Source organism: Aeromonas sp. R7-5 (genome assembly GCF_040908015.1).
Classification (GTDB): domain Bacteria; phylum Pseudomonadota; class Gammaproteobacteria; order Enterobacterales; family Aeromonadaceae; genus Aeromonas; species Aeromonas caviae.
In genome coordinates, this window is record NZ_JBFOCZ010000032.1 from 178,152 (window position 1) to 199,697 (window position 21,546).

The 21,546-nt window shown below is 58.6% G+C and carries 23 protein-coding genes, 1 pseudogene and 1 riboswitch; of the genes and pseudogenes, 13 read left to right on the forward strand and 11 right to left on the reverse strand.

The window, feature by feature from the left end; genetic code table 11:
• Nucleotides 1-7 precede the first annotated feature (7 nt).
• Nucleotides 8-2,425 carry a YgiQ family radical SAM protein gene (locus AB5Y53_RS13890; RefSeq protein WP_368182318.1) on the forward strand — a complete coding sequence of 806 codons (2,418 nt, stop codon included), beginning with the start codon at nucleotides 8-10 and terminating at the stop codon, nucleotides 2,423-2,425.
• Nucleotides 2,426-2,490: 65 nt separating this feature from the next.
• Here the strand turns inward: AB5Y53_RS13890 and AB5Y53_RS13895 are convergent, their stop codons facing one another.
• Together AB5Y53_RS13895 and AB5Y53_RS13900 are read right to left on the reverse strand one after the other, a co-directional pair.
• Complete coding sequence (locus AB5Y53_RS13895) at nucleotides 2,491-3,072, reverse strand: hypothetical protein (protein ID WP_368182319.1); 582 nt, start codon at nucleotides 3,070-3,072, stop codon at nucleotides 2,491-2,493.
• A gap of 316 nt (nucleotides 3,073-3,388) precedes the next feature.
• A complete protein-coding gene (locus AB5Y53_RS13900) occupies nucleotides 3,389-3,703 on the reverse strand; it encodes a hypothetical protein (protein WP_368182321.1) in 315 nt (104 codons plus the stop codon).
• Between the two features lie 410 nt (nucleotides 3,704-4,113).
• Here AB5Y53_RS13900 and AB5Y53_RS13905 point away from each other — a divergent pair, with 410 nt between their 5' ends.
• Nucleotides 4,114-4,329, forward strand: coding sequence for a hypothetical protein (locus AB5Y53_RS13905; RefSeq protein ID WP_368182322.1), 216 nt, complete (start codon nucleotides 4,114-4,116; stop codon nucleotides 4,327-4,329).
• 75 nt (nucleotides 4,330-4,404) lie between these two features.
• Here the strand turns inward: AB5Y53_RS13905 and AB5Y53_RS13910 are convergent, their stop codons facing one another.
• Nucleotides 4,405-4,839 (reverse strand): hypothetical protein, encoded by a 435-nt coding sequence (locus tag AB5Y53_RS13910; RefSeq protein WP_130632786.1) that lies wholly within the window; start codon nucleotides 4,837-4,839, stop codon nucleotides 4,405-4,407.
• Entirely contained in the window at nucleotides 4,836-5,369 is a 534-nt protein-coding gene (locus tag AB5Y53_RS13915) for a DinB family protein (RefSeq protein ID WP_368182324.1), read from the reverse strand. The genes AB5Y53_RS13910 and AB5Y53_RS13915 overlap by 4 nt, the downstream gene beginning before the upstream one ends.
• 187 nt (nucleotides 5,370-5,556) lie before the next feature.
• Between AB5Y53_RS13915 and AB5Y53_RS13920 the strand changes: the two genes are divergently transcribed.
• The 3 genes from AB5Y53_RS13920 to aqpZ all read left to right on the forward strand — a co-directional run bounded on the left by AB5Y53_RS13920 (nucleotide 5,557) and on the right by aqpZ (nucleotide 8,208).
• A complete protein-coding gene (locus AB5Y53_RS13920) occupies nucleotides 5,557-6,465 on the forward strand; it encodes a Gfo/Idh/MocA family protein (RefSeq protein ID WP_368182326.1) in 909 nt (302 codons plus the stop codon).
• A gap of 234 nt (nucleotides 6,466-6,699) precedes the next feature.
• The gene (gene ruvC, locus AB5Y53_RS13925) at nucleotides 6,700-7,221 is read left to right on the forward strand and encodes a crossover junction endodeoxyribonuclease RuvC (RefSeq protein WP_010673515.1); all 522 of its coding nucleotides are present in this window, start codon (nucleotides 6,700-6,702) and stop codon (nucleotides 7,219-7,221) included.
• A 300-nt stretch (nucleotides 7,222-7,521) separates the two neighbouring features.
• On the forward strand, nucleotides 7,522-8,208 hold the full coding sequence (gene aqpZ, locus AB5Y53_RS13930; protein ID WP_010673516.1) for an aquaporin Z: 687 nt from the start codon (nucleotides 7,522-7,524) through the stop codon (nucleotides 8,206-8,208).
• 105 nt (nucleotides 8,209-8,313) lie between these two features.
• On the opposite strand, the pseudogene AB5Y53_RS13935 reads toward aqpZ, so the two are convergent.
• Nucleotides 8,314-8,417: pseudogene (locus AB5Y53_RS13935) on the reverse strand (lytic transglycosylase domain-containing protein); the annotation flags it as partial.
• 14 nt (nucleotides 8,418-8,431) lie between these two features.
• Nucleotides 8,432-9,172 (reverse strand): lytic transglycosylase domain-containing protein, encoded by a 741-nt coding sequence (locus AB5Y53_RS13940; RefSeq protein ID WP_368182451.1) that lies wholly within the window; start codon nucleotides 9,170-9,172, stop codon nucleotides 8,432-8,434.
• A 324-nt stretch (nucleotides 9,173-9,496) separates the two neighbouring features.
• On the opposite strand from AB5Y53_RS13940, the gene AB5Y53_RS13945 reads away from it, so the two are divergent.
• Nucleotides 9,497-9,955, forward strand: coding sequence for a GNAT family N-acetyltransferase (locus AB5Y53_RS13945; protein ID WP_124813657.1), 459 nt, complete (start codon nucleotides 9,497-9,499; stop codon nucleotides 9,953-9,955).
• Between the two features lie 4 nt (nucleotides 9,956-9,959).
• On the opposite strand, the gene AB5Y53_RS13950 is transcribed toward AB5Y53_RS13945, so the two are convergent.
• Nucleotides 9,960-10,502, reverse strand: a complete 543-nt coding sequence (locus AB5Y53_RS13950) for a DUF1439 domain-containing protein (RefSeq protein ID WP_029313991.1) — start codon at nucleotides 10,500-10,502, stop codon at nucleotides 9,960-9,962.
• Nucleotides 10,503-10,598: 96 nt separating this feature from the next.
• Here AB5Y53_RS13950 and cls point away from each other — a divergent pair, with 96 nt between their 5' ends.
• Together cls and AB5Y53_RS13960 are read left to right on the forward strand one after the other, a co-directional pair.
• Entirely contained in the window at nucleotides 10,599-12,080 is a 1,482-nt protein-coding gene (gene cls, locus AB5Y53_RS13955; RefSeq protein WP_301481321.1) for a cardiolipin synthase, read from the forward strand.
• Between the two features lie 109 nt (nucleotides 12,081-12,189).
• Nucleotides 12,190-13,458, forward strand: coding sequence for a DUF945 family protein (locus AB5Y53_RS13960; protein WP_368182327.1), 1,269 nt, complete (start codon nucleotides 12,190-12,192; stop codon nucleotides 13,456-13,458).
• 58 nt (nucleotides 13,459-13,516) lie between these two features.
• Here the strand turns inward: AB5Y53_RS13960 and purU are convergent, their stop codons facing one another.
• The gene (gene purU / locus AB5Y53_RS13965; RefSeq protein ID WP_029313992.1) at nucleotides 13,517-14,353 is read right to left on the reverse strand and encodes a formyltetrahydrofolate deformylase; all 837 of its coding nucleotides are present in this window, start codon (nucleotides 14,351-14,353) and stop codon (nucleotides 13,517-13,519) included.
• 209 nt (nucleotides 14,354-14,562) lie between these two features.
• Nucleotides 14,563-14,720, forward strand: a riboswitch (FMN riboswitch).
• A gap of 104 nt (nucleotides 14,721-14,824) precedes the next feature.
• Between purU and ribB the strand changes: the two genes are divergently transcribed.
• Together ribB and AB5Y53_RS13975 are read left to right on the forward strand one after the other, a co-directional pair.
• Nucleotides 14,825-15,478 carry a 3,4-dihydroxy-2-butanone-4-phosphate synthase gene (gene ribB / locus AB5Y53_RS13970; RefSeq protein ID WP_010673523.1) on the forward strand — a complete coding sequence of 218 codons (654 nt, stop codon included), beginning with the start codon at nucleotides 14,825-14,827 and terminating at the stop codon, nucleotides 15,476-15,478.
• 225 nt (nucleotides 15,479-15,703) lie between these two features.
• Nucleotides 15,704-15,946 carry an Lpp/OprI family alanine-zipper lipoprotein gene (locus tag AB5Y53_RS13975; RefSeq protein WP_010634682.1) on the forward strand — a complete coding sequence of 81 codons (243 nt, stop codon included), beginning with the start codon at nucleotides 15,704-15,706 and terminating at the stop codon, nucleotides 15,944-15,946.
• A gap of 139 nt (nucleotides 15,947-16,085) precedes the next feature.
• Here the strand turns inward: AB5Y53_RS13975 and AB5Y53_RS13980 are convergent, their stop codons facing one another.
• The gene (locus AB5Y53_RS13980; protein WP_368182328.1) at nucleotides 16,086-16,934 is read right to left on the reverse strand and encodes a tetratricopeptide repeat protein; all 849 of its coding nucleotides are present in this window, start codon (nucleotides 16,932-16,934) and stop codon (nucleotides 16,086-16,088) included.
• On the reverse strand, nucleotides 16,931-17,653 hold the full coding sequence (locus AB5Y53_RS13985; RefSeq protein WP_368182329.1) for a 4'-phosphopantetheinyl transferase superfamily protein: 723 nt from the start codon (nucleotides 17,651-17,653) through the stop codon (nucleotides 16,931-16,933). Before AB5Y53_RS13985 ends, AB5Y53_RS13980 begins: the two co-directional genes overlap by 4 nt.
• A 276-nt stretch (nucleotides 17,654-17,929) precedes the next feature.
• Here AB5Y53_RS13985 and AB5Y53_RS13990 point away from each other — a divergent pair, with 276 nt between their 5' ends.
• From AB5Y53_RS13990 to AB5Y53_RS14000, 3 genes are all read left to right on the forward strand, one after another.
• Nucleotides 17,930-18,418: a C40 family peptidase gene (locus AB5Y53_RS13990; protein ID WP_039039319.1), complete on the forward strand. Its 489-nt coding sequence runs from the start codon at nucleotides 17,930-17,932 to the stop codon at nucleotides 18,416-18,418.
• Between the two features lie 151 nt (nucleotides 18,419-18,569).
• Nucleotides 18,570-19,517 carry a 23S rRNA (adenine(1618)-N(6))-methyltransferase RlmF gene (gene rlmF, locus AB5Y53_RS13995; protein WP_368182330.1) on the forward strand — a complete coding sequence of 316 codons (948 nt, stop codon included), beginning with the start codon at nucleotides 18,570-18,572 and terminating at the stop codon, nucleotides 19,515-19,517.
• A gap of 236 nt (nucleotides 19,518-19,753) precedes the next feature.
• Nucleotides 19,754-20,479, forward strand: a complete 726-nt coding sequence (locus tag AB5Y53_RS14000; protein WP_201969436.1) for a MaoC family dehydratase — start codon at nucleotides 19,754-19,756, stop codon at nucleotides 20,477-20,479.
• Nucleotides 20,480-20,542: 63 nt separating this feature from the next.
• Here AB5Y53_RS14000 and AB5Y53_RS14005 read toward each other — a convergent pair whose 3' ends face one another.
• On the reverse strand, nucleotides 20,543-21,526 hold the full coding sequence (locus tag AB5Y53_RS14005) for a DUF481 domain-containing protein (RefSeq protein WP_368182453.1): 984 nt from the start codon (nucleotides 21,524-21,526) through the stop codon (nucleotides 20,543-20,545).
• Nucleotides 21,527-21,546 lie beyond the last annotated feature (20 nt).

Here is a 21,546-nt window from a genome sequence, read left to right on the forward strand (position 1 = left end):
GGTCAAAATGCAGCCGGTTACCAACCTCTTTTCCTATCCCCGTTACTGGGCCGAGTGCTACGGCACTGCGCCCTTCCTGCCCATGTCCCGCGCGGAGATGGACAAGCTCGGCTGGGACAGCTGCGACATCGTGCTGGTGACAGGCGACGCCTACGTGGATCACCCGAGCTTCGGCATGGCGGTGATCGGCCGCATGCTCGAATCCCAGGGTTTTCGGGTCGGCATCATCGCCCAGCCGGACTGGTCATCGAAAGATGACTTCATGCGCCTGGGCAAGCCGAACCTCTTCTACGGGGTGACCGCAGGCAACATGGACTCCATGATCAACCGCTACACCGCCGACAAGAAGCTGCGCCACGACGACGCCTACACCCCGGGGGATGTGGGCGGCAAGCGGCCAGATCGCGCCACCCTGGTCTACACCCAGCGCTGTAAAGAGGCCTATAAAGAGGTCCCGGTGGTCATCGGCGGCATCGAGGCATCCCTGCGCCGCATCGCCCATTACGATTACTGGTCCGAGACCATCCGTCGCTCCATCCTCATCGACGCCAAGGCCGACATCCTCATCTACGGCAACGCCGAGCGCCCCCTGGTGGAGGTGGCTCACCGCATCGCAGGCGGCGAGACCATCGACACCATGCAGGACATTCGCGGCACCGCCGTCATCCGCAAGGAGCCGCTGCCGGGCTGGCGCGGGGTGGATTCGAGCAAGCTCGACCAGATTGGCCGCATCGACCCCATCCCCAACCCCTATATGGAAGGGGCCCCCTGCAGCGACGATGAAGGTACAGCGCCGGCTGCGCAGGAGGCCAAGCCCATCCTGGTGCAGCCCCCTAAGCAAAAACCCTGGGAGCAGACCTACGTCAAGCTGCCGGCGTTCGAGCGGGTGAAGGAGGACAAGGTGCTCTACGCCCATGCGTCGCGCATCCTGCACCACGAGACCAACCCGGGCTGCGCCCGCGCCCTGTCGCAGGCCCACGGCGATCGTATCATCTGGGTCAACCCGCCCGCCTTCCCGCTCGAAACAGACGAGATGGACGGGGTGTTCGGCCTGCCGTACCAGCGGGTGCCGCACCCGGCCTATGGCAACGAGAAGATCCCGGCCTACGACATGATCAAGACCTCGGTCAACATCATGCGCGGCTGCTTCGGCGGCTGCTCCTTCTGCTCCATCACCGAGCACGAGGGGCGCATCATCCAGAGCCGCTCGGAAGAGTCGATTCTCAAAGAAATCGAAGAGATCCGCGACAAGGTGCCGGGCTTTACCGGCGTCATCTCGGATCTGGGCGGCCCCACCGCCAACATGTACAAGTTGCGCTGCAAGAGCCCCAAGGCCGAGCAGACCTGCCGTCGTGCCTCCTGTGTCTGGCCGACCATCTGCCCGCACATGGACACCGACCACAGCCCGACCATCAACCTCTACCGCAAGGCGCGCGACCTCAAGGGCATCAAGAAGATCCTGATCGCCTCCGGGGTGCGCTACGACATCGCGGTGGAAGATCCGCGCTACATCAAGGAGCTGGCAAAGTACCACGTCGGCGGCTACCTCAAGATCGCGCCGGAACACACCGAAGAGGGCCCGCTCTCCAAGATGATGAAACCGGGCATGGGCAGCTACTACAGCTTCAAGGAGCTGTTCGACAAGTATTCCAAAGAGGCGGGCAAGCAGCAGTACTTGATCCCCTACTTCATCTCCGCCCACCCGGGCACCACGGATGAAGACATGGTGAACATGGCGCTCTGGATTAAAGCAAACCGCTTCAAGCTCGATCAGGTGCAGAACTTCTACCCGTCGCCGCTCGCCAACGCCACCACCATGTATTACACCGAGAAAAACCCGCTCAACAAGGTGAGCCGCCAGGGCGGGGACGTGTTCGTGGTGAAAGGGGAGCGTCGCCGTCGCCTGCACAAGGCGCTGCTGCGCTATCACGACCCGGCCGGCTGGCCGATGATCCGCGAAGCCTTGCTGGAGATGGGCAAGGGCCATCTGATCGGCAACGGCCCCGACTGCCTGGTGCCGCCGGAAGGCCGTGGCGAAGCCAAGGCCGAGCGCAGCCGCAGCAAGGGCCTCAAGCCCGCCCTGACCCGCCACAGTGCCATCACCCATCAGCGCAGCAACGGGGCAGGCAACAAGGCCGCCCGCAGCGAGGCTGGCGCAGCCAATGCCCCGGTGGCCAGCAGAAATGGCGGCAAGGCAGGCAATGGCAAACCGGTGGGCTCTCAGCTCCAGAAAGGCTCGGGCAACGGCAAGTCTGCCGTACAGGGTGCTGGGCAGGGCACAAGTCAGGGTAAACCCGCTGGCAAACCCGCCCACAAGGGCAAGACCCCGACCCGCGCCGGCTCTGCCAAGCCGGGGGCCAAACCTGCCACTCAAGGCGGCAAGCCTGTGGCCAAAGGCAGTGGTGCCAAGCGACCGGCAAGGTGAGTTTGCTGATTGGAAAGCGATAGAAATAAAAAGGCGACCAGTTGGTCGCCTTCTTACTTTTCCTGTTATGAGTTAGCCCATGCGGTAGAGTAACCATTCGTTAAACAATAGTTATACATGCCAGCGTAATCATGAATCATTAAACGAGTAAGTTCTCTGTGTATTGTCTTTAATATAATTACTCCATTATTAACATCGAGAGCTAAAAGGGGATTAGTCACAACACTTTCGATATGTGCAAATTCAACATCTTGACGATTAGTAAAAGGGGTGTTTGTAAATTCACACGATGAAATATTGAATTCTACAATTCTCTGTGTTTTCAATAATGGGCGATTATTTCGGATGTCATCTAAAAATAAGTCTTTTATGTCGCGCACTTGAGATATATTTAAAATTCGTAAATATGCTTGCATAGCAACAGATAAGTATTGATGAGTTCGGCCAATTGTTTGAGTCATTCTAAAATTAATTAGTGAGATTAATGTCGGGCCAGAGATATGTTCTGTACCATCAATTTCAACTATCTCTGCTGGGCTTATTACTCCAGTAACGCCTTGATATATTAGGGGTCTCTCGGCCCCTGAGTTTCCTGTTCTTAATATTGCTGAAAGCCCGCTTACTTTAATATATGGCAAGCCATTCACACAGATCTTTGTATTTATAAAAAATGCATTAACTATCGCTGTAATATGTCCAGAGTTGAGGGCTTGATGTGTAGCATTTATGACTGACTCAAGTTCATTAACTTGTGTGATTTCATTTAAAGAGCGATAGATTACTGAAGGTAGATTCTACATTATGCTTTACCTACCATTCTTGTATATATTTTATTGATGCATGAGGTTATTTCATCATAATTTAATGATTGGTCGTTTTTTATATTTTTATCTGGATGGAATTCTTTAAGTAGTTTATTTTTCCACTCTTTAGCTGCGTGTTTATCTAAATAATGTTTCTTTTTTATACCCAACTCTTCATCAAAAAAACCTTTCTCATGTTTTTTAATAAAAAAGCTAACCGTAATTTTTCGTTCAAAAAGCAACCATCGCTTGAGGCGGATTCATTTTTTATTTTATAATTTTCAGCTAGGTTAATATCTTTTTTTGATGTATCGAAAATTCTTTTCAAAATATCGATTTTTTCATGAAGTTCACCCCAACTCTTGGCTGTGATGTGTATTTTTCCGTTCAAATCTTTAGCAATAAGAGCTTTTACTTCGCGAAATTTACCAATAGCTTGAAGCTCTGATGCTTTATTGCACTCATACCACTTCATAAAAACCACCTTATTTTCGACATTTTCAAGAATTATTTAAAATAGCAATTCTGGGGCACCCACCTTTCTGAGCAAGGCGTATCACCACCAAATCCTACGCTACCGCCCGTGGATTACAGCTTCCAATATGCTCCCTTGAGCCGCGCTGGCAGCAACCCATCGCAGTTCAACAGGTTCTGGATGGCTATGGTAAGCCAAACGAAGCTGCCTGTGTGAGCCTTAAAATGATGTAACCATCAGAATCTCATCGTTTTTTGAACTGGATCAGCAAATGGATTTGAAAGGGCATATGTGGCTATTTTCATCCCCCAAAAGATGACTGTCCTCATCAGGGAGGCTTTGTTATCTTGCCGGGGATATCGGCAGGGGTGAGCGGTGCCCCTTTATCTCACTCCAACCGGAGCAATCAGATGGCGATAAAAACGCGATCCCGCAGGGAGAAGGTGGGTAGCGGTCTTGGGCTGCTGCTCGGGATCATCGGCTTCAATCTGCTGGTGCCTTTCTTGTTTGAAAAGCAGGCGGGCTTTGATGGCAACCAGATGCTCTGGGCCGCCGTGACGGCGCTGCTCTGCTCCGAGCTGGGGGCCAGGATAGGCAAGTGGCTGGATTGCAGAGATCAATCTTGACGGGATTTCGCTAGTCATCCGGCAAACGGCTGTTACCTGGCCAGGGGACAGCAAAGCGTTCCGCTTTATCGCCCCTTATTGCCACACCTCCTGCCCCTTGCCATTGAGCAGAGTGTGAAACAGATAGTGATCGTCCCGATCGTAATAGACGGTGAGGGTGTGGCGCTGGGTGTAATCCGCCGCCACGCCGGCCACTGTCATGGGTATCAGGATCAGCTCCCCCAACCCCATTGTCACGGCGCTCGCCGTGGCCTGGCCATTGCCGTCAGCGCGCTTGTGGATCTTGCCGAGCACGGTAAAGCGATCGCAGCCTTGCACCTTATCCTCGGTCAGAAAGGCGGCCTGCTGGCAGAGCTGGGGCTTGCCCAGCTCGGTGCGAATGGTCGTGCGGGTCTGCCCCGCTGCCAGGGTGTTGCGAAAGCGCCCCGAGTAGTGATCGATGGCGGCGGCGCAGCCGCTCAGCAGCCCGATCAGCAGCAGTGGCGTGAGCCGCAGACCGGCGCGTTTCATGGGCGGGCCTCGTTATCCGCCGAGGGGGCATCGCCCCGCCGCCCGGGTTCGCTGCGATGCAAAAAGGTGGTCAGGGTATCGCGCGGCGGCGTGATGCCGCACTGCACCAGAATGCGCCCGATCGCCCCCCTGTGATAACCGCCGTGGGTGACCAGGTGCAGCAGCATCTCGGCGCGGCTCATCTGCCCCTTGTCGCCATCCACGAAGTTGAACGAGAGCACGGCCTCGCCATCTGCCTGGCTCAAGTCGGCAACGTAATCCAGATACCAGGCATCCAGCTGGCCGATGGCGGTGCGCAGCATCGCCAGGGTCGGCGTCTCCGGGGTATTGGTGGCGGTAAAGCCGTGCCGTTCCCCCAGCAGATTGGCCTTGAAGATGGCATCAACCACATGGATATGGTTGAAGATGCGCAGGGCCGTGTGGTGGGCCTCGCCATCTTGCGCGGCATCCAGGGTGGCGAGGGCATCCAGCAGTTCGCCATCGGCCCAGGCCTTGTAGCGAAACAGCGAGAGCAGGGTTGAGCTTGGCATGGCACTCCTTGGCACGTCTTATGTCCAAAAGCGGGCATCTTAGCCAGATGGAGCCAAAAATGACACTCCCCGAGCAGAGGGCGTGGCTGGGCCAGCCATCGGCTGTGTCCGGGTCGGCAGGGATGCTACCCTGTCAGCCGTTGCCGGATAAAACGGCGCCCATAACCCGCCGCCACAAGGAGTCCCCATGCGCATTGCCTTGATTGGCCTTGGCGATATCGCCCGGAAGGCCTATCTGCCGCTGCTTGCAAACGACGAGCGAGTCACCCCGCTGCTCTGTACCCGGAGTCCCTCGGTGCTCGGCAAACTGGCGCGCCAGTACCGGATTGGCGAGTGTTTTACCGAGGTCGATGCGCTGCTGGCGAGCCGACCTGATGCGGTGATGATCCACGCTGCCACCGTCGTGCACGGCAAACTGGCGGAGCTGTGCCTGCGTGCCGGCATTCCCACCTTTGTGGACAAGCCGCTGTGTGACAACGCAGGAGAGGTGGAGGCGCTCGCCAATCTCGCCATCGCCAGAGACTGCCCGCTGTTTGTGGGCTTCAACCGTCGCTATCTGCCCGCCATGGCCGCCGCACGCGGCCAGCCGCTGACCGAGCTCCATTGGCAAAAGCACAGGCACGCCCTGCCGGGGGCGCCTCGCCAGTTCCTGTTCGACGACTGTATCCATGTGCTCGACAGCCTCTGCTGTTATGGCGGCGAGCCGGACGGGGAGCTGCATGCGGTGCTGCGACGCAGCAGTGAGCAGCCCGAGTTGCTGGCCGGGGTGAGCGTCGCTTGGCAGAGCGGGCAGATGGCGGTGAGCGGCAGCATGAATCGCAGCGCCGGCATGACCGAGGAGCGCATCGATGCCTATGGCGACAACCTCACTCTGCATATCGAGAATTGCACCCGTGGCCTGCTTGCGCGAGACAACACAGTGCAGACCCTGGCTCCGGGCGACTGGCAGCCCGTGCTGGCGAGCCGAGGCTTTGTCGCCATGCTCGAGCACTGGTATGGGCAGATTGACGTCGGGCGGGCAGACGGGGCGCTGGTCGAGAGCTACCTGAAAAGCCATCGACTGGCGGAGCGCCTCGTCGCCCTGGCAAAGGGATGACCCGGAGGCAAGGGGCTGGGTGACACCGACAGGCATCACTGGTCAGAGAAGCGGCAGAGCACTGTATGAGATGGTGGCTCCTTGCGCAGTCAGCCGGGAAAGGTGCCAGCGAGCGAGCCAAGCGAAGGCGGGTTTGTTATCTTGGCGGCCATCAAGAGCAGCAGGGCAAGAGATCGCAATGAAGAAGGTGTCGAAGATGAGATGGCTGACCGCAGTGGGCGGGGTATTCCGTTCATGAGCATCATTCTGGGGATCGATCCCGGTTCACGCATCACCGGCTACGGGGTCATTCGCATCGTCGCGGGCAAGGCGGAATATCTGGGATCGGGCTGCATTCGCACCGATCTGGGGGAGCTGCCGTCTCGCCTGAAGCAGGTCTATGACGGTGTGAGCGAGATCATCACCCAGTTCAAGCCGGACGAGTTCGCCATCGAGCGGGTCTTCATGGCGCGCAACGCGGACTCGGCCCTGAAGCTCGGCCAGGCCAGGGGAAGTGCCATCGTCGCGGCGGTCAATGCCCTGCTGCCGGTGAGCGAGTACTCGGCGACCCAGATCAAACAGGCGGTGGTGGGCACCGGTGGCGCCGCCAAGGAGCAGGTGCAGCACATGGTGACTCATCTGCTCAAGCTCTCTGCCACCCCCCAGGCGGATGCGGCGGATGCCCTCGGGGTGGCGCTCTGCCACTTCCACACCCGTCAGAGCCTCATTCGTATGGCCGGGCGGGCCAGCGGATCGGTGCGCGGCCGTTATCGCTGATCCCTTGAGGAGGGCTATCCGGTGTTGGCTAGAGAGCGCCGGGTGCCGGAGCTGCTGGCAAAATCGCTGGTCGGGTCACAATCTGTCGCGTCCCTCGATGGGACTCCCATGGAGAAGCGCACCGGGCGGGTGAATATCTTTCTACTTTATCAATAACTTGTGACTTTCATCACATATCCGCGATGAATCGGGTCGGTTTCGTCTTGAGCCGCCACACTCCCATAATATGGCGCCTGTTCAATAACAGTGTCCGTATGAGCCTTTCAGGTTCGCGTGTTAGTCATCATGGGAGAGACAAGAGTGAAACCTTTTGCTGCTGAATTTATGGGGACCTTCTGGTTGGTGCTGGGGGGCTGCGGGAGCGCCGTGCTGGCTGCCGCCTTCCCCAATGTGGGGATCGGCCTGCTGGGCGTCGCCCTGGCGTTCGGCCTGACCGTGCTGACCATGGCCTATGCCATCGGTCATATCTCGGGTTGCCACCTGAACCCGGCCGTGACCGTCGGGCTCTGGGCTGGTGGTCGCTTCCCGGCCTCCAACGTGCTGCCCTACATCGTGGCCCAGGTGCTTGGCGGGATCGTGGCTGGTGGCGTGCTCTATGTCATTGCCAGCGGACAGGCGGGTTTTGATGTGAGCGCCGGCTTTGCTTCCAACGGCTATGGCGAGCATTCCCCCGGTGGTTACAGCCTGCTGGCCGCACTGGTGTGTGAAGTGGTGATGACCGGTTTCTTCCTGTTCGTCATCATGGGGGCCACCGACAGCCGTGCACCGGCCGGGTTTGCTCCCATCGCCATCGGTCTGTGCCTGACCCTCATCCACCTCATCAGCATCCCGGTGACCAACACCTCGGTCAACCCGGCGCGCAGCACTGGCGTGGCGCTTTTTGTCGGTGACTGGGCCGTGGGCCAGCTCTGGCTGTTCTGGGTTGCCCCCATTGTCGGTGCCATTCTGGGTGCATTGGCCTATCGTGTGATCGCCACGAAAGAGTGATGTGTTGCTAGTTAACGTGTGGTATCGACACGCCCCCGGGCGTGTTTTTTTATGCCTGAAGGAATACCGGGCAGGGCGCCATGCTGACGATAGGGTGCGGCATGATCACAGTCCCTTGGCGCTCAGCATCTCCTTGTAGCGCTGATGCAGCAGCTTGACTCGTTCCACATAGGCCCGGGTTTCGGCCAATGAGGGATGCCGCCGTGCTTGTACCGTACCGGTCCTACAACCCCTTGGCGCTCAGCATCTCTTTGTAGCGCTGATGCAGCAGCTTGACCCGTTCCACATAGGCCCGGGTTTCGGCATAGGGCGGTATGCCGCCGTGTTTTTGCACCGCACCGGCGCCTGCATTGTAGGCGGCGGTGGCCAGGGCCACGTTGCCGTCATACTGCTTGAGCAGCCCCGCCAGGTATTTCACCCCGCCAAAGATGTTCTGCTCCGCCAGCAGGGCGTTGCCGACCCCGAGCTCGCGCGCCGTGGCGGGCATCAGCTGGGTCAGTCCCATGGCGCCCTTGCGGGAGACGGCCAGGGGATTGAAGGCGGACTCGGCATGGATCAGCGCCCGGATGAGGGCAGGCTCGACCTGATAAGCCTTGGCTGCCGCCTGTATGGTACTGGCGTAGTCATAGAGGAAGAGGCCTGTCGTGTGCCAGTTGACCTTGGACGCCGGATCGCAGGCATAGCAGTCGTTGAACAGCAGTAGTTCGTAGTGACCCTGCTCCGGCATCATGTCGGAATAGCGTATGACCCCGTTCTTTTGTACCGACTTGTAGACCTGGATCTGACGGCTTGCAGGCTTAGCGGGTTCAGGGGAGGGGAGCTGCGCCGTGGTGAGCGCCACGGTACGCGGCGTGGGAACCGGGGAGGAGACAGCCGTCTCCGGGGTCAGGATCACCACCTCTGCCGGCGGCGGTATCTGAGCCGGGGCTGCGTGGGAAAACAGCGGCATCATGCCCAGCAACATCCATGCTTTCAACGGCTTGCTCCTTAAGCCTCGTTAGCCACGTTGAGTAAAGCATTCGGGATGGCGCAGAACAAGTGTCCGTGAACAGGGGAGGCTGGAAATGTGATGGTAGAGGGACGTCCCGCCTGTGTGCTCACTCAGGACAAGGGGCGCGGCTCATAGCGTCAAGGGACGCATGATCGCAACCTCGTCTTTTCCATCTAGTTATTGGCTTTTTTGTAAGTTAAAGGCGTGTTATCTTGCTGTTGCTCCACTCTGGTCAGATCTCTTCGTGGAGCCAGAGAGCGAGCAGGAGAGGGCCGGTATGGCCAGAGCGAAATGGGCATGACAAGCAGGCGAGCGATGGAGCTCACATTCGAAGAGTACTGTGATGCGGATCTTTCTCTCATCAGAGACTATTACGAGACGACGTTTTCCCACTATGTGCCGGATTTGGCAGAACGGATTTTTGTGGTTCGTGATGCACACTGGCTGGTGGGGGCGGTGCGCCTGCGCGATGAACAGGATTACTACCACTTGTGCGGTTTTCGTCTGCTCCCTCACTACCAGTCTCTGGGGCTGGGGTCCCGCTTGTTGCAGCATGCCTGCCGCGATCTTTCCGACAAGCCCGTGATCTGTCACGCCCTGCCGTTCGAGAAACCCTTCTACCTCAAGGCGGGATTTGACCACCTTCCCCTGCATGAACTCGACGGACCCCTTCACTCCCACTATCACCAGCAGCACGAACAGGGTTACCAGATCGAGCTGCTGGTGCGTCAGGCGAAGGCGCCTGTTTTCAACTGACGTCTTATTGGGGTTTGGTCAGCAGGTGGATCTTGCCTGGTGACAGCTCCAGCCCCAGCAGATTTTCCTTGAGCCAGGCCTGATTGGGGTCCTTGTCATCCAGCTTGTAGACAGGCTGAGTCTCCAGCCGTTTCTCCATGCTTTGCAGCAGCATCCTCAGCATGAAACCAAACTTCTGTTCCGCCGCGGCAGGCTCCAGCTTGTAATCGATGAGCTTCATGTTGTCGAGGAAGAGCGCACTCCTGGCCTTGTCGTAGCGGGGCCTCGCCTCATAGGTCATGTTGAGGCGCGCGTCGTACTCGGTCTGATCCGGGAGCGCGATTTTCAACTTGCCTTTGCCAAACACCCTGGCGGTATCCGGGCTCTGGCGACCAATCTGCACATCGCTCTGCTCGAGTTGCACATGGGCCTTGATGATGCCGGGCAACTCCAGCTGTTTGTCCACTTGCACCTGGGACTGCAGGTACTGATTTATCTGTTGCTCATTGATGTCATATGAGCCTTGACCTAGCATGGCCAGACTCAGCAGCATAGATTGCAGGATCATGCTAACGACCTGATAGAATGGGTGTGCCCCATAGCATACCATCCCGACCCTGTGGGGTCTGCCCGTGCCATCTGTCCAATACACCAAGGAGTCGCCTTGCTCGACGGTCTGGAATACGACATTCAGTTGCTGTTTTCCCGCTTTCTCGGCTGGTTGTTGCTGTTGTTTCACACCGTGATCGTGGCAGGGATCTCCCTGCGGGTGGTGATGAAGCGACGTCCCATCGGGGTATCCCTCGCCTGGTTGGCCCTCATCTATGCCATCCCCTTCGCCGGGGTCGGTTTCTACGTGCTGTTTGGCGAGATACGTCTCGGTCGCAAGCGGGCGGAGCGGGCCCAGGCCATGTACCGTCCTTACGCCATCTGGATCCGCCAGCTCGCGCGCCTCTTCCCCCAGCACTGCTGCGAGGTGGGCAGCAAGGCACGCCCGCTCCACGATCTGATCCAGGGGCGCTTGGCCATGCCCATGCTCTCGGGCAATCGGATGACCCTGCTGCACAAGCCCAAGAGCATCGTAGAGGAGATAGTGCGCGACATCCGGGGCTCCTCCCAATCCTGTTATCTGGAGTTCTACATCTGGCACCCCGGCGGGGATGTGGACGAGGTGTGCGAGGCGTTGATGGAGGTGGCGGCACGCGGCGTGGATTGTCGTGTCTTGCTCGACTCCATCGGCAGCAAGACCTTCTTCCGCTCCTCCTGGCCCAAAACCTTGCGCGCCGCCGGCGTCAAAGTCGTGGAAGTGTTGCCGGTCGGCGCCTGGCGAATCCCCTTCCAGCGCCAGGACTTGCGCATGCACCGCAAGCTGGTGGTGATCGATGACAAGGTTGGTTATACCGGCTCCATGAACATGGTGGATCCCCGTTTCTTCAAGCAGGATGCCGGGGTCGGCCAGTGGGTCGACATCATGATCCGGGTGCAGGGCCCCGTGGTGCCGTTGATGTGGTCCACCTTCGTCTGGGACTGGGAGATGGAGACCGGCGAACGGCTGCTCGACAGTCTGCAACATGAGCCGGAAGCCTGGCCACAGACCAACTATCGGGCCCAGCTCATTCCCTCAGGCCCCTTCGTCGGCGGTGACTGCATCCAGCAGAGCCTGCTGCTCGCCATCTACCAGGCTCGTCACCATCTGGTGCTGACCACCCCCTATTTCGTGCCGGACGATCCGCTGGCTGCGGCCCTCTCTTCGGCGGCGGCCCGCGGCGTGCTGGTGCAGTTAGTTCTGCCTGCACGCAACGATTCCCTGATGGCCAACCACGCCAGCAACTCTTTCATGGAGGATCTGCTGGCGGCAGGAGTGGAGATATACCGCTATGATGCCGGACTGCTGCACACCAAGAGCGTGCTGGTGGACGATGATTTCGCCCTGGTGGGCACGGTCAACCTCGACCGGCGCAGTCTCTGGCTCAATTTCGAGATCACCCTGCTCATCGACAACCCGGTGTTTGTCGCCGAGATGAACCAACTGGTGCAGGGCTACATGCTGGAGGCGACCCCCATGTCACTGACCAAGTGGCGTGCCCGCCCCTGGTACAAAAAATTGCTTGAGAACATCTTCTACCTGTTCAGCCCCCTGCTGTGACAGCCAGAGCGTGGAACCCAAGCCGTTGTCTGGCTTGTGTTGATGCCCATCCTCCCCGTAGAGTGCGCCCATGCACCCGCCATTGAACCATTGTGGAGAAACAGAACTGATGAAGAAAAAAGTGGCCTTGGCCGTCGGAGCCGTGTTGGTGGTGGGAGGGCTTGGCGCCTGCTGGTACACGGGCAATACGTTCGACCGGATCTTGGCCGAGCAGATCGCCAGGGCGCAGCAGGAGAGCGGAATCGAAGTCACCTGGAGCCCGGAGACGGAGAATCTGTTCACCCGCGACGGCGTGCTCAAGGTGGTGGTGCCGCCCCAGACGCTGGCGAGTTTTGATCCCCAGCTGGCGGGAAGCGAACCCATCGAGATGCAGTTCGCGTTCAACAGCCGCCTGTTGCCGCTCTATATCAAGAGTCACCTCCAGCTTGATACCGCACAGGGCACGCTGGCGCCCATCCTGACCTCTCTGGGGATGCAGCAGTGGCAACTGGGGGCCGAATCGGCGAGCAGCCTCTGGACCATGAGCAACAGCTCCCGCTTCTGGGTGAGTGACTTCAAGGTCAAGGAGGGGCTCAACGAGTTCACCTTCCGGCCCTTGAACGGCGACTATCGCGGGGATCTCGACGGCAATGGCCATCTCACCGCCCACTGGTTGGGGATGACGGTCCACGATGCCCAGAGCAAGACAGATCTGGCCTTGGCGGATCTCAAGGGCAGTGCCGACATGGCCGAGATCAGCGGGCTCTGGCTCTCTCCCCGCAGCGATGCGACCCTCACGGCCTTCACCCTGACCCAGCCGGGGAACGTCAAGATCACGCTGGAGGGGCTGACCACGGCCACCGAGCTGGCGGGGGACGATCTTCAGACGCTCTCCACTCGCTATCAGATGAAGGTGGCGACCCTCAACATGGAGAGCGAGGAAGACCGGCTCGCGCTGACCCAGGGAAATCTGGATCTCTCCCTCAAGGGGCTGGATCTCGAGGGGTATCAGACGCTGCAAGAGGCCAGCAGCAAACGGGTGGACGAAGCGGCCATCCAGGAAGCGCTGGACAAGATGCTCCAGAGAGGGGCCACGCTGGAACTGGCGGATCTGAGTGCGCGATTGAACGGTGAGCCTGTCAGCCTGCAAGGGGAGGCCAAGCTGGCGCCCACCACCCTGGCACAGTTGATGGGCAGCGAGGAGGGGATGCAGGCACTCTCCGGTCTGCTGCATGCTCACCTTGGGGAGAAGCTGGGCCAGGCCGTTCCCCAGTTGGCCCCCATGCTGGAGCAATTCACTGCCATGGGATATCTGAAGGCGCAGGAGTCACAGCTTCAGGCCGAGCTCAAGCTCGACAAAGGGGCCGTGACCGTCAATGGTCTGCCGCTGCACCCGTGAGTGCCGCGCAATGAAAAAGGCTCCCTCGGGAGCCTTTTTTCTGGGGGCGCGCAGCCGCTTACTTGAACACGACGGTCTTGTTGCCGTAGACGAAGACCCGCTCGTTCAGCACCAGTTCCAGCGCCCGGCTCAGCACGGATTTCTCCACGTCGCGTCCGGCCTTGGCCATGTCATCGGCACTGAAGGTGTGATCGACGTGGATCACGTCCTGCTCGACGATGGGGCCTTCGTCCAGATCGTCGGTGACGAAGTGGGCGGTGGCACCAATCAGCTTGACCCCGCGGTCGAAGGCCTGACGATAGGGGCGGGCGCCGATGAAGGCAGGCAGGAAGGAGTGGTGGATATTGATGATCTTGCGCGGATAGGCTTCCACGAAGCTTGGGGTCAGCACACGCATGTATTTGGCCAGGATGACGTAATCCGGCTGGTAGCCATCGATGAGCGTGCGCACTTGCTCCTCATGCTCGGTGCGGCTGAGATCCTCGTGGCTCACGCAGTGGAAGGGGATGTCGAACTTGCCGGTCAGCTCGGCGAGGGTGTCGTAGTTGCCGATGACCGCGACGATGTCCATGTCCAGGGCGCCGGCATAGTTCTTCATCAGGATGTCGCCGAGGCAGTGGGTCTCCTTGGTCACCAGGATGACGATGCGCTTCTTGCCCGCCTTGACGAGACGACGCTGGGCGCCGGCAGGCAGGGCATCATCGAGGTCGGCCAGCAGGGTCTCGTCGTTGAAGCGCCCTTCCAGCTCGGTGCGCATGAAGAAGCGGCCGTTTTCGTGATCCACGAACTCGTCGTTCTTGTTGATGTTGAGCTGGTGCTTGTAGCAGATGTTGGTGATCTTGGCGATGAGACCCTTGGCGTCGGGGCAATCGGTCAGCAGTATTTTCTTTTCCATCTCTGTCATGATTCCGTTTGTGATGTTGGCACCCGGTCTGCGCGGGCGCGCGCGTTTTTGCTGGCACTATGCCACAAACGAAATCAGAAAGGACAGCGCGCCGTGTATCGGGTGGTGCTCGCGCGAAAATTGCAGTGCAGCCAGCACCCGGTTTGTCTTTGATGGGTTTTTGGCTGGCATCCTGCGTCTTTTTTCTTTAGGCTGTCTGCGCTTATTCTCAGGGCGGGGCGAAATTCCCCACCGGCGGTATCCCGATGTAACTCGGGGAGCCCGCGAGCGCCCGACCCGGCATTCATCCGGGACGGGGTCAGCAGATCCGGTGAGATGCCGGAGCCGACGGTCATAGTCCGGATGAAAGAGGATAAGACAGATATTGCTGGCCAGACCCTGCCGGGTTGGCCGCTGCATGGCTACTTCTGTCTGCCTTTCCATGCCCTGATTCTGGTCCTTGTCTTTTTTAGGAGTCTTACCATGAATCAGTCTCTACTCAGTGAATTCGGTGATCCCATTGCTCGCGTCGAAGCCGCGCTGGCCGCCCTGCGTGCCGGTCAGGGTGTGCTGGTGGCCGATGATGAAGATCGCGAGAACGAAGGCGATCTCATCTTTGCCGCAGAAACCATGACCAACGAGCAGATGGCCATGATGATCCGCGAGTGCTCCGGCATCGTCTGCCTCTGTCTGACCGATGAGCGGGTTCGCCAGCTCGAGCTGCCGATGATGGTGGAGGCCAACTCCAGCCACTATCAGACTGCCTTCACCGTGACCATCGAAGCGGCGCAGGGGGTGACCACCGGGGTGTCCGCCGCCGATCGCATCACCACCATCCGCGCGGCCATCGCCGACGGTGCCCGGCCCTCCGATCTGCATCGACCCGGCCATGTCTTCCCGCTGCGCGCCCGTACGGGTGGGGTACTGACCCGCCGTGGTCACACCGAAGCGACCGTCGATCTGATGCAGCTCGCCGGGCTCAAACCTTACGGAGTATTGTGCGAGTTGACCAAGGAAGATGGCTCCATGGCCAGGCTGCCGGACCTGGTGGCCTTCGGTCGCCAGCACCGGATGCCGGTCCTGACCATCGAAGATCTGGTGCAATATCGTCAATTGCTGTCAGAACGTTCAGCCTGAGCCTCATACGAAATTGTAATAAGCCCAAATTTTGGTTACGCTTTGTGCGAACCTCATCCAGGGACACTCATTTTTGCTTAAAGTTTGTACGGAAAGTGTGCAACTAAAAAAAAATGAGGGTTTTAACGCATTTATCTGTGATGAGGCCTATCCAAACTATGATTTTTTTGTGCCATAATCACGCCGCTTGCTAAACGTCTGGCGAGTTAAAGGGAGCTTTTAAAAATGAAAAAAATGTTGTTGGTAGGTGTTGTTGGTCTGTCCGCTCTGCTGGGCGGTTGTGCAAACACCAGCGAACTGGAAACTTCCGTTCAGAATCTGTCTAACAAAGTTGACCAACTGGCTCAAGATGTTAGCGCTGTTCGTGCTGATCAGTCCAAGATCGCTGCTGATGTTGCAGAAGCCAAGCAAGAAGCTATGCGTGCTAACCAGCGCATCGACAACATGGCTACTTCCTACAAGAAGTAATCCATGCGAAAAAATGGCGCATTTCAATGCGCCATTTTTTTTGCCTGAAATTCATCAAATTACCGCGTTTCCCCGCTGAAACCCGCCTGACAAGGCAATGCCGACGAATCGGCATCCCCTCTTCTGATTTTCCTGTCGCTCAATAGAGCAGGCTGTAGAGCTTGCGACGATAACTCTGCGCCGCCGGGTGCGCGCCCATGGTTGCCAGCACATCGAGATAGATCTTCTTGGCATCGCCAAAGGCGAGATCACGTTTGAGTATGGTGAACAACAGGGCCAATGCCTCTTCCTGTCGACCAACCTGGCTGTAGAGCACCGCCAGCTCCTGGGCGAGGGCATGATCATCCGGCTGTTCAGCGTGGCGCAGCTCCAGGGCGCGCAGCTCAGGGCTGTCGCTGGCCTGCAGCGCCAGTGAGAGGCGGGAGCTCAGGGTCTGGTAATGATCATCCTGTGCCACCATGGGGATGGTCGAAAGCAGGCTCTGCGCCTCGTCAAGGAGATTGAGATCCAGCGAGGCCTGTATCAGCCAGAGCGTGATGTCGTGACGCTCGGGGGCGAGGCGATGGGCCTGGCCAAGATGGGTGTGCGCCACATCGGCTTGCCCGTTCTCCAGCGCCTGTTTTGCCTGATCGAGCAGCAACTCCTCCTCTTTGGGGGCAAAGGCGGCGAAATACTGGCGCAATGTGGCTTCATCCTGCGGCCCTTCCAGAATGGCCTGTTCATCCGGGCGCCCCTGATGGAACAGCACCAGCGCGGGCAGTGCGCGCAGGGCAAGCTGGCTGGCCAGAGGCTGCAACTGGGGGTCGTTCATGTTGACTTTGGCAAGGGTCACCGCCGCATTGGCCGGGCCGACCAGCGCTTCCACTTGCGGGGTCATGGCTTGGCACTCCGGCATTTGGGGGGCGTGGAAATAAATGACGACCGGCTTTTTCATGGACGCATCGAGCAATTCTGCGTGGAAGTTCTGGGGAGTGATGTCGACGATCATGAGGCTGACTCTCGAAAAATGGTGTGGATCAACATGGGGTCCAGCGGGGTGGAATTCAAGCGTGCGTCCAGCAGATGGGCATCGACCCGGCGGGTCGGGGCAGCCAGGCTGAGCCATCCGCTGCCCGCGGGCCAGTCGCGGATTTCATAGTGGCGATTGTCGAGATGATTATTGAGCTGCCATGCCTGCTCCGGAAGGAAGCAGATCTTTTCGAGTCCGGCGGAAATACCGTCGCCATGCGCCTTGAGCACAGCTTCCTTGCGAGACCATAGCCGATAGAAGGCCGAATGTTGCTCCTCTCGGGGCAGGGCGTTCAACCATTGGTATTCGCTTGGCGCATAGAAGCGTTTGGCCAGCGGCAGTATGGGGCGGTGACGCAATCCCATCTCGATGTCCACCCCAAGGGGGCCCTCCTCACAGAGGGCGATCACCAGCCACTCTCCGCTGTGGCTGAGGTTGAACTGCCAGCGATGACTGAGCAGTGTCGGTTTGCCATGCGCACCGATGCCAAAAGTCAGGGCATCGGCCCGGCAATGGAGTCGCTCGGCCAGCAGGCGGCGCAGCAGCACCCGGCCGAGCAGGTACTCATGCTGGCGACCCGCCTGGTGGATCTCGTGCCAGTGACGGCGTTCATCCGGGGCGAGTTCGGATGCCAGCCTGATCACCAGGTCTGCATCAACGCTTGCCGTATTTAACAAATAGAGATCCGCAGATAGCATAATATTTCACTTAAAAATGGGGGTGAAATAGCGATAACAGTCCGTTTGATGCGCTCAAAACCGATGCTTTCAAGATTGTATATTGTTTGGGCATGATCACATAAATTGCGCTAAACAGAGCATTTCCTTGCAAAAATGTGAGGTCGATTGGGATTTTCGCTTGCCTCGATAGAATTCTTGGATATAGTCGGGTGCTGTTGCCTTATAAATTGCCCTTTCGGGCTGCATTTTAACAAGTTTCACTCTTTTTGCGGGGATAAAGGATTGCGCCACCTGATGCTACTGCTGGTCGCGCTCGGAATGGTGGGTTGTGCATCGGCACCCCAACCCGAGGTCGCGAGCAAGATCGAGGTTTCCATGATGGAACCCGTGATTGAACCCGAAGTTTCACCAACCCCTGACGTCAACGAAATCCTGACCGTATACAAAGAGTGGCGCGGCGTTCCTTACCGGATGGGAGGCAGCAGCCAGCGAGGCATCGATTGCTCCGCCTTCGCCCGTGAAGTGTTCCGCAATGCCGTCGGCATCGAATTACCCCGCGATACCCGCTCCCAGGTCCATGAAGGCACCCGGGTTTCCAAACAGGATCTGGTCGAAGGAGACCTGGTCTTCTTCAAGATCAACCGCCGCCTCAATCACGTGGGCATCTATGTCGGCAATGGCGAATTCATCCATGCCTCCACCCGCGCCGGGGTGACACGCTCCAAGCTCGACAGCAGTTACTGGCGCAGCAAATTCTGGCAGGCACGCCGGATAGACATCTGAGTCAGGCTGGACAAACGGCTCGCAGTACGGACTGTTTTTCCAACCTCACTTGAACCGGGCCCTCAGGGCCCGGTTTTTTTATGACCCTCGTTTAGACTTTCCCTGGTCGACTCTCTATAGTGTGGCCCCCTTGATCCTCGGCAGGTCCAGCATGACACCCCAGCAGAAAACCGGATTGCACCCGCGCAATCGCCATCAGGCACCCTACGACTTCGACGCGCTCTGCCAGCGTACCCCGGCGTTGACGCCTTTCGTGTTCACCAACGAGCACGGCACCCGAACCCTGGACTTTGCCGATCCGGCCGCCGTCAAGACGCTCAACCGGGCATTGCTGGCACTGCACTATGGCATTGCGCATTGGGATCTGCCCCCCGGCTATCTCTGCCCGCCCATTCCGGGCCGGGTAGACTACCTGCATCGAGCCGCGGATCTGCTGGCCGAGAGCGCGGGATGCGTACCGACGGGCAAGCAGGTTCGAGTGCTGGATGTCGGTGTCGGGGCCAACTGCATCTATCCCTTGCTGGGCGTCCGGGAGTATGGCTGGCGCTTCGTGGGCTCAGACATCGATCCTGTGTCGGTGAAGGCGGCGACCCTGCTGGCCACCAGCAATGGATTGGGCAACCAGATCACATGCCGTCATCAGGGTAACCCCAAGCATGTCTTTCGCGGGATCCTGGGGCCGAAGGAGCACTTTGCCCTGACTCTGTGCAACCCGCCGTTTCATGCTTCTCTGGCGGAAGCGAGCAAGGGGACGGAGCGCAAGCTGCGCAACCTGGGCAAGGGCCAGGCAGTGGTCGGGGCGCCCGTGCTCAATTTCGGCGGTCAGAAGGCCGAGCTCTGGTGCGAGGGAGGCGAGGCGGCGTTTCTGGCGGCAATGATAGAGCAGAGCAAGGAGTTTGCCAGCCAATGCCTCTGGTTCAGCTCGCTGGTGTCGAAAAAGGAAAATCTGCCAGCCACCCGCAAGGCGCTGGTCAGGGTCGGTGCACGGGAAGTGCGGGTGCTCGAGATGGCGCAAGGCAACAAGGTGAGCCGGATCCTCGCCTGGAGTTTCCTGGACGATGGGCAGCGCAAGACCTGGTGGACAGCCCAGGGGAGATGATCGAGGACGGGGCTCAGTGGCGACACGGGCCCCGTCTCTTTTTCAGATCAGATGTTGATTCGTTTGCAGCCTTCCATTCAATCGTTTTCCTGCCCGTGTTTGCTCGCATGTTAGTGACCACTTTCGCGCCTGGTACAGGTGTACGCCGAGATTTTTTTGTACTTGCTGATGAAACTTTCATAAAATAGGACTGGTTAGACCTCTTTACAGGCTTTGAATCGAATAGGGATCGGTAAATGAAAGTTGTCGATTTTCTGAAGCACAAGCGCGAAATTCTGGCGCAACACCCCTTTGAGCTCAAGGATTGGCTCTCTCCGGCGATCCGCGACTACTGGCGTGAGTTTCAGCAAAAGGCACACCTTCACCCCTTGCTGGGAAGAGTGCTGGATCTGCAGGGGGAGTCACAGGATGCCCGCCAGCAAGAGACTGCCAGAGTCACCCAGGTCGCGAATGGCCAGCCTGCCCTGGCGCAGGATCCCGTGGTGGAGCTCGAAGGCGAAGCGGCGGCACTCTATGCCGAGTTGCAGACCCGCATCGGTGAAGAGACCCATGTAGGTGAGTGGTTGCAGGTCACCCAGGCGTTGATCAACCAGTTCGCGACCGTGACCGGCGATCATCAGTGGATCCACACCGATCCCGAGCGTGCGGCAGCCGAGTCTCCCTTCAAGACCACCATTGCCCACGGCTTCCTGACTCTGGCCCTGCTGCCCCAGTTGACCGGTTCGGTGGACGAGAGCACGCCGGAGTTCCCGACCGCTCGCATGGTGGTGAATTTCGGTCTGGAACAGGTCCGCTTCCCTTATCCCATCAAGGTGGACAGCAACATACGCGCCCGTACCAAGCTGTCGCGTGTCACGCCCATCAAGGGAGGCATCGAGCTCCTCAAGGAGATCAAGATAGAGATCGAGGGGATCCGTCGCCCTGGCTGCGTCATCGAATCGGTCACCCGGATCTATTTCTGACGCGCTCGTCTTGCGTCCATGAACACAGGCCCACTTCGGTGGGCCTGTGTCGTTTCTGGCGGGTTAAAAACTCGCCCCCAGGGTGATGAGGTGACGCCACTCCTTCTCGCTCACATCCATGTGCAGTCCGTGGTAGTCGAGCCAGGCATCATCCCAATCCAGCTCGCTTGACCAGGAGAGACGCAGATGATCGCTGAAGTAATACCTGAGGCCCAGGCTGCCGCTGACGGACTGCTTCCTGGTCAGATAGGGGGAGGGTTGGTCGACGAACCTTTCATAACTGCCCTTGCCAAACAGCTCGAACTTCTCTTCCCAGAGTGCCAAGGGCTGCCTGTAGTCCCAACCCAGGCTGACGAAGGGGTAATTGATGATCCTGTCGTCAAACAGGTCTGAATTGCTCCACACCTCCGGCCTGAAATAGGCCCGTTCCAGACCGAGCTGGCTGATGAGCTCCAGCCGGCGTTGCCTGTCATTCCAGAAGCGGTAGCCGGGGCCGGAAGCGTAGTCAATCTCCAGATAGCTCGCCTCGATCATGTTGTAATCGATGTCGACGGAAGATCGCAGGAACCAGTGATCGTCGAAGAAGAAGTCGAGCTTGGGCTTGAGCTTGTATTCGTGGCTGTCGGTGACGTTGTTCGCCGTTTCGTAGATGTACTCGCCATCCAGGCTGTAACGCCAGTCCAGATTGGCAAACTCGGTGGAGACCTTGAGATTGACGTTGTTGGTCCTTTTGGCGTTCTCCTTGAGCTTGATGTTGAGATCCCCGTTCCCCGTCAGCAGCCAGGCATTGGCCTCGTCAGGAGAGTCCAGCAGGGGGATCCCCGTCTTGGTGAGCGGCTTGGGTTTCTCCTGCTTGTCCAGACGCCAGCGTTTGATGGCGTGGCGCGGGACCGTCATGGCCTGGCTGTAGGCGGGCTTGATACGGATCTGCTCGTCCGTGATCTCTTCTATGGTTCCGCTCAGTCGATCACCGTTGTGCATCCAGAGGATGTCCGCCATCGCCGAGGAGCCAGGCAGCAGAAGCAACAGGCAAACCACATGACTGATTCTGTTCATGGTGGTCAGGC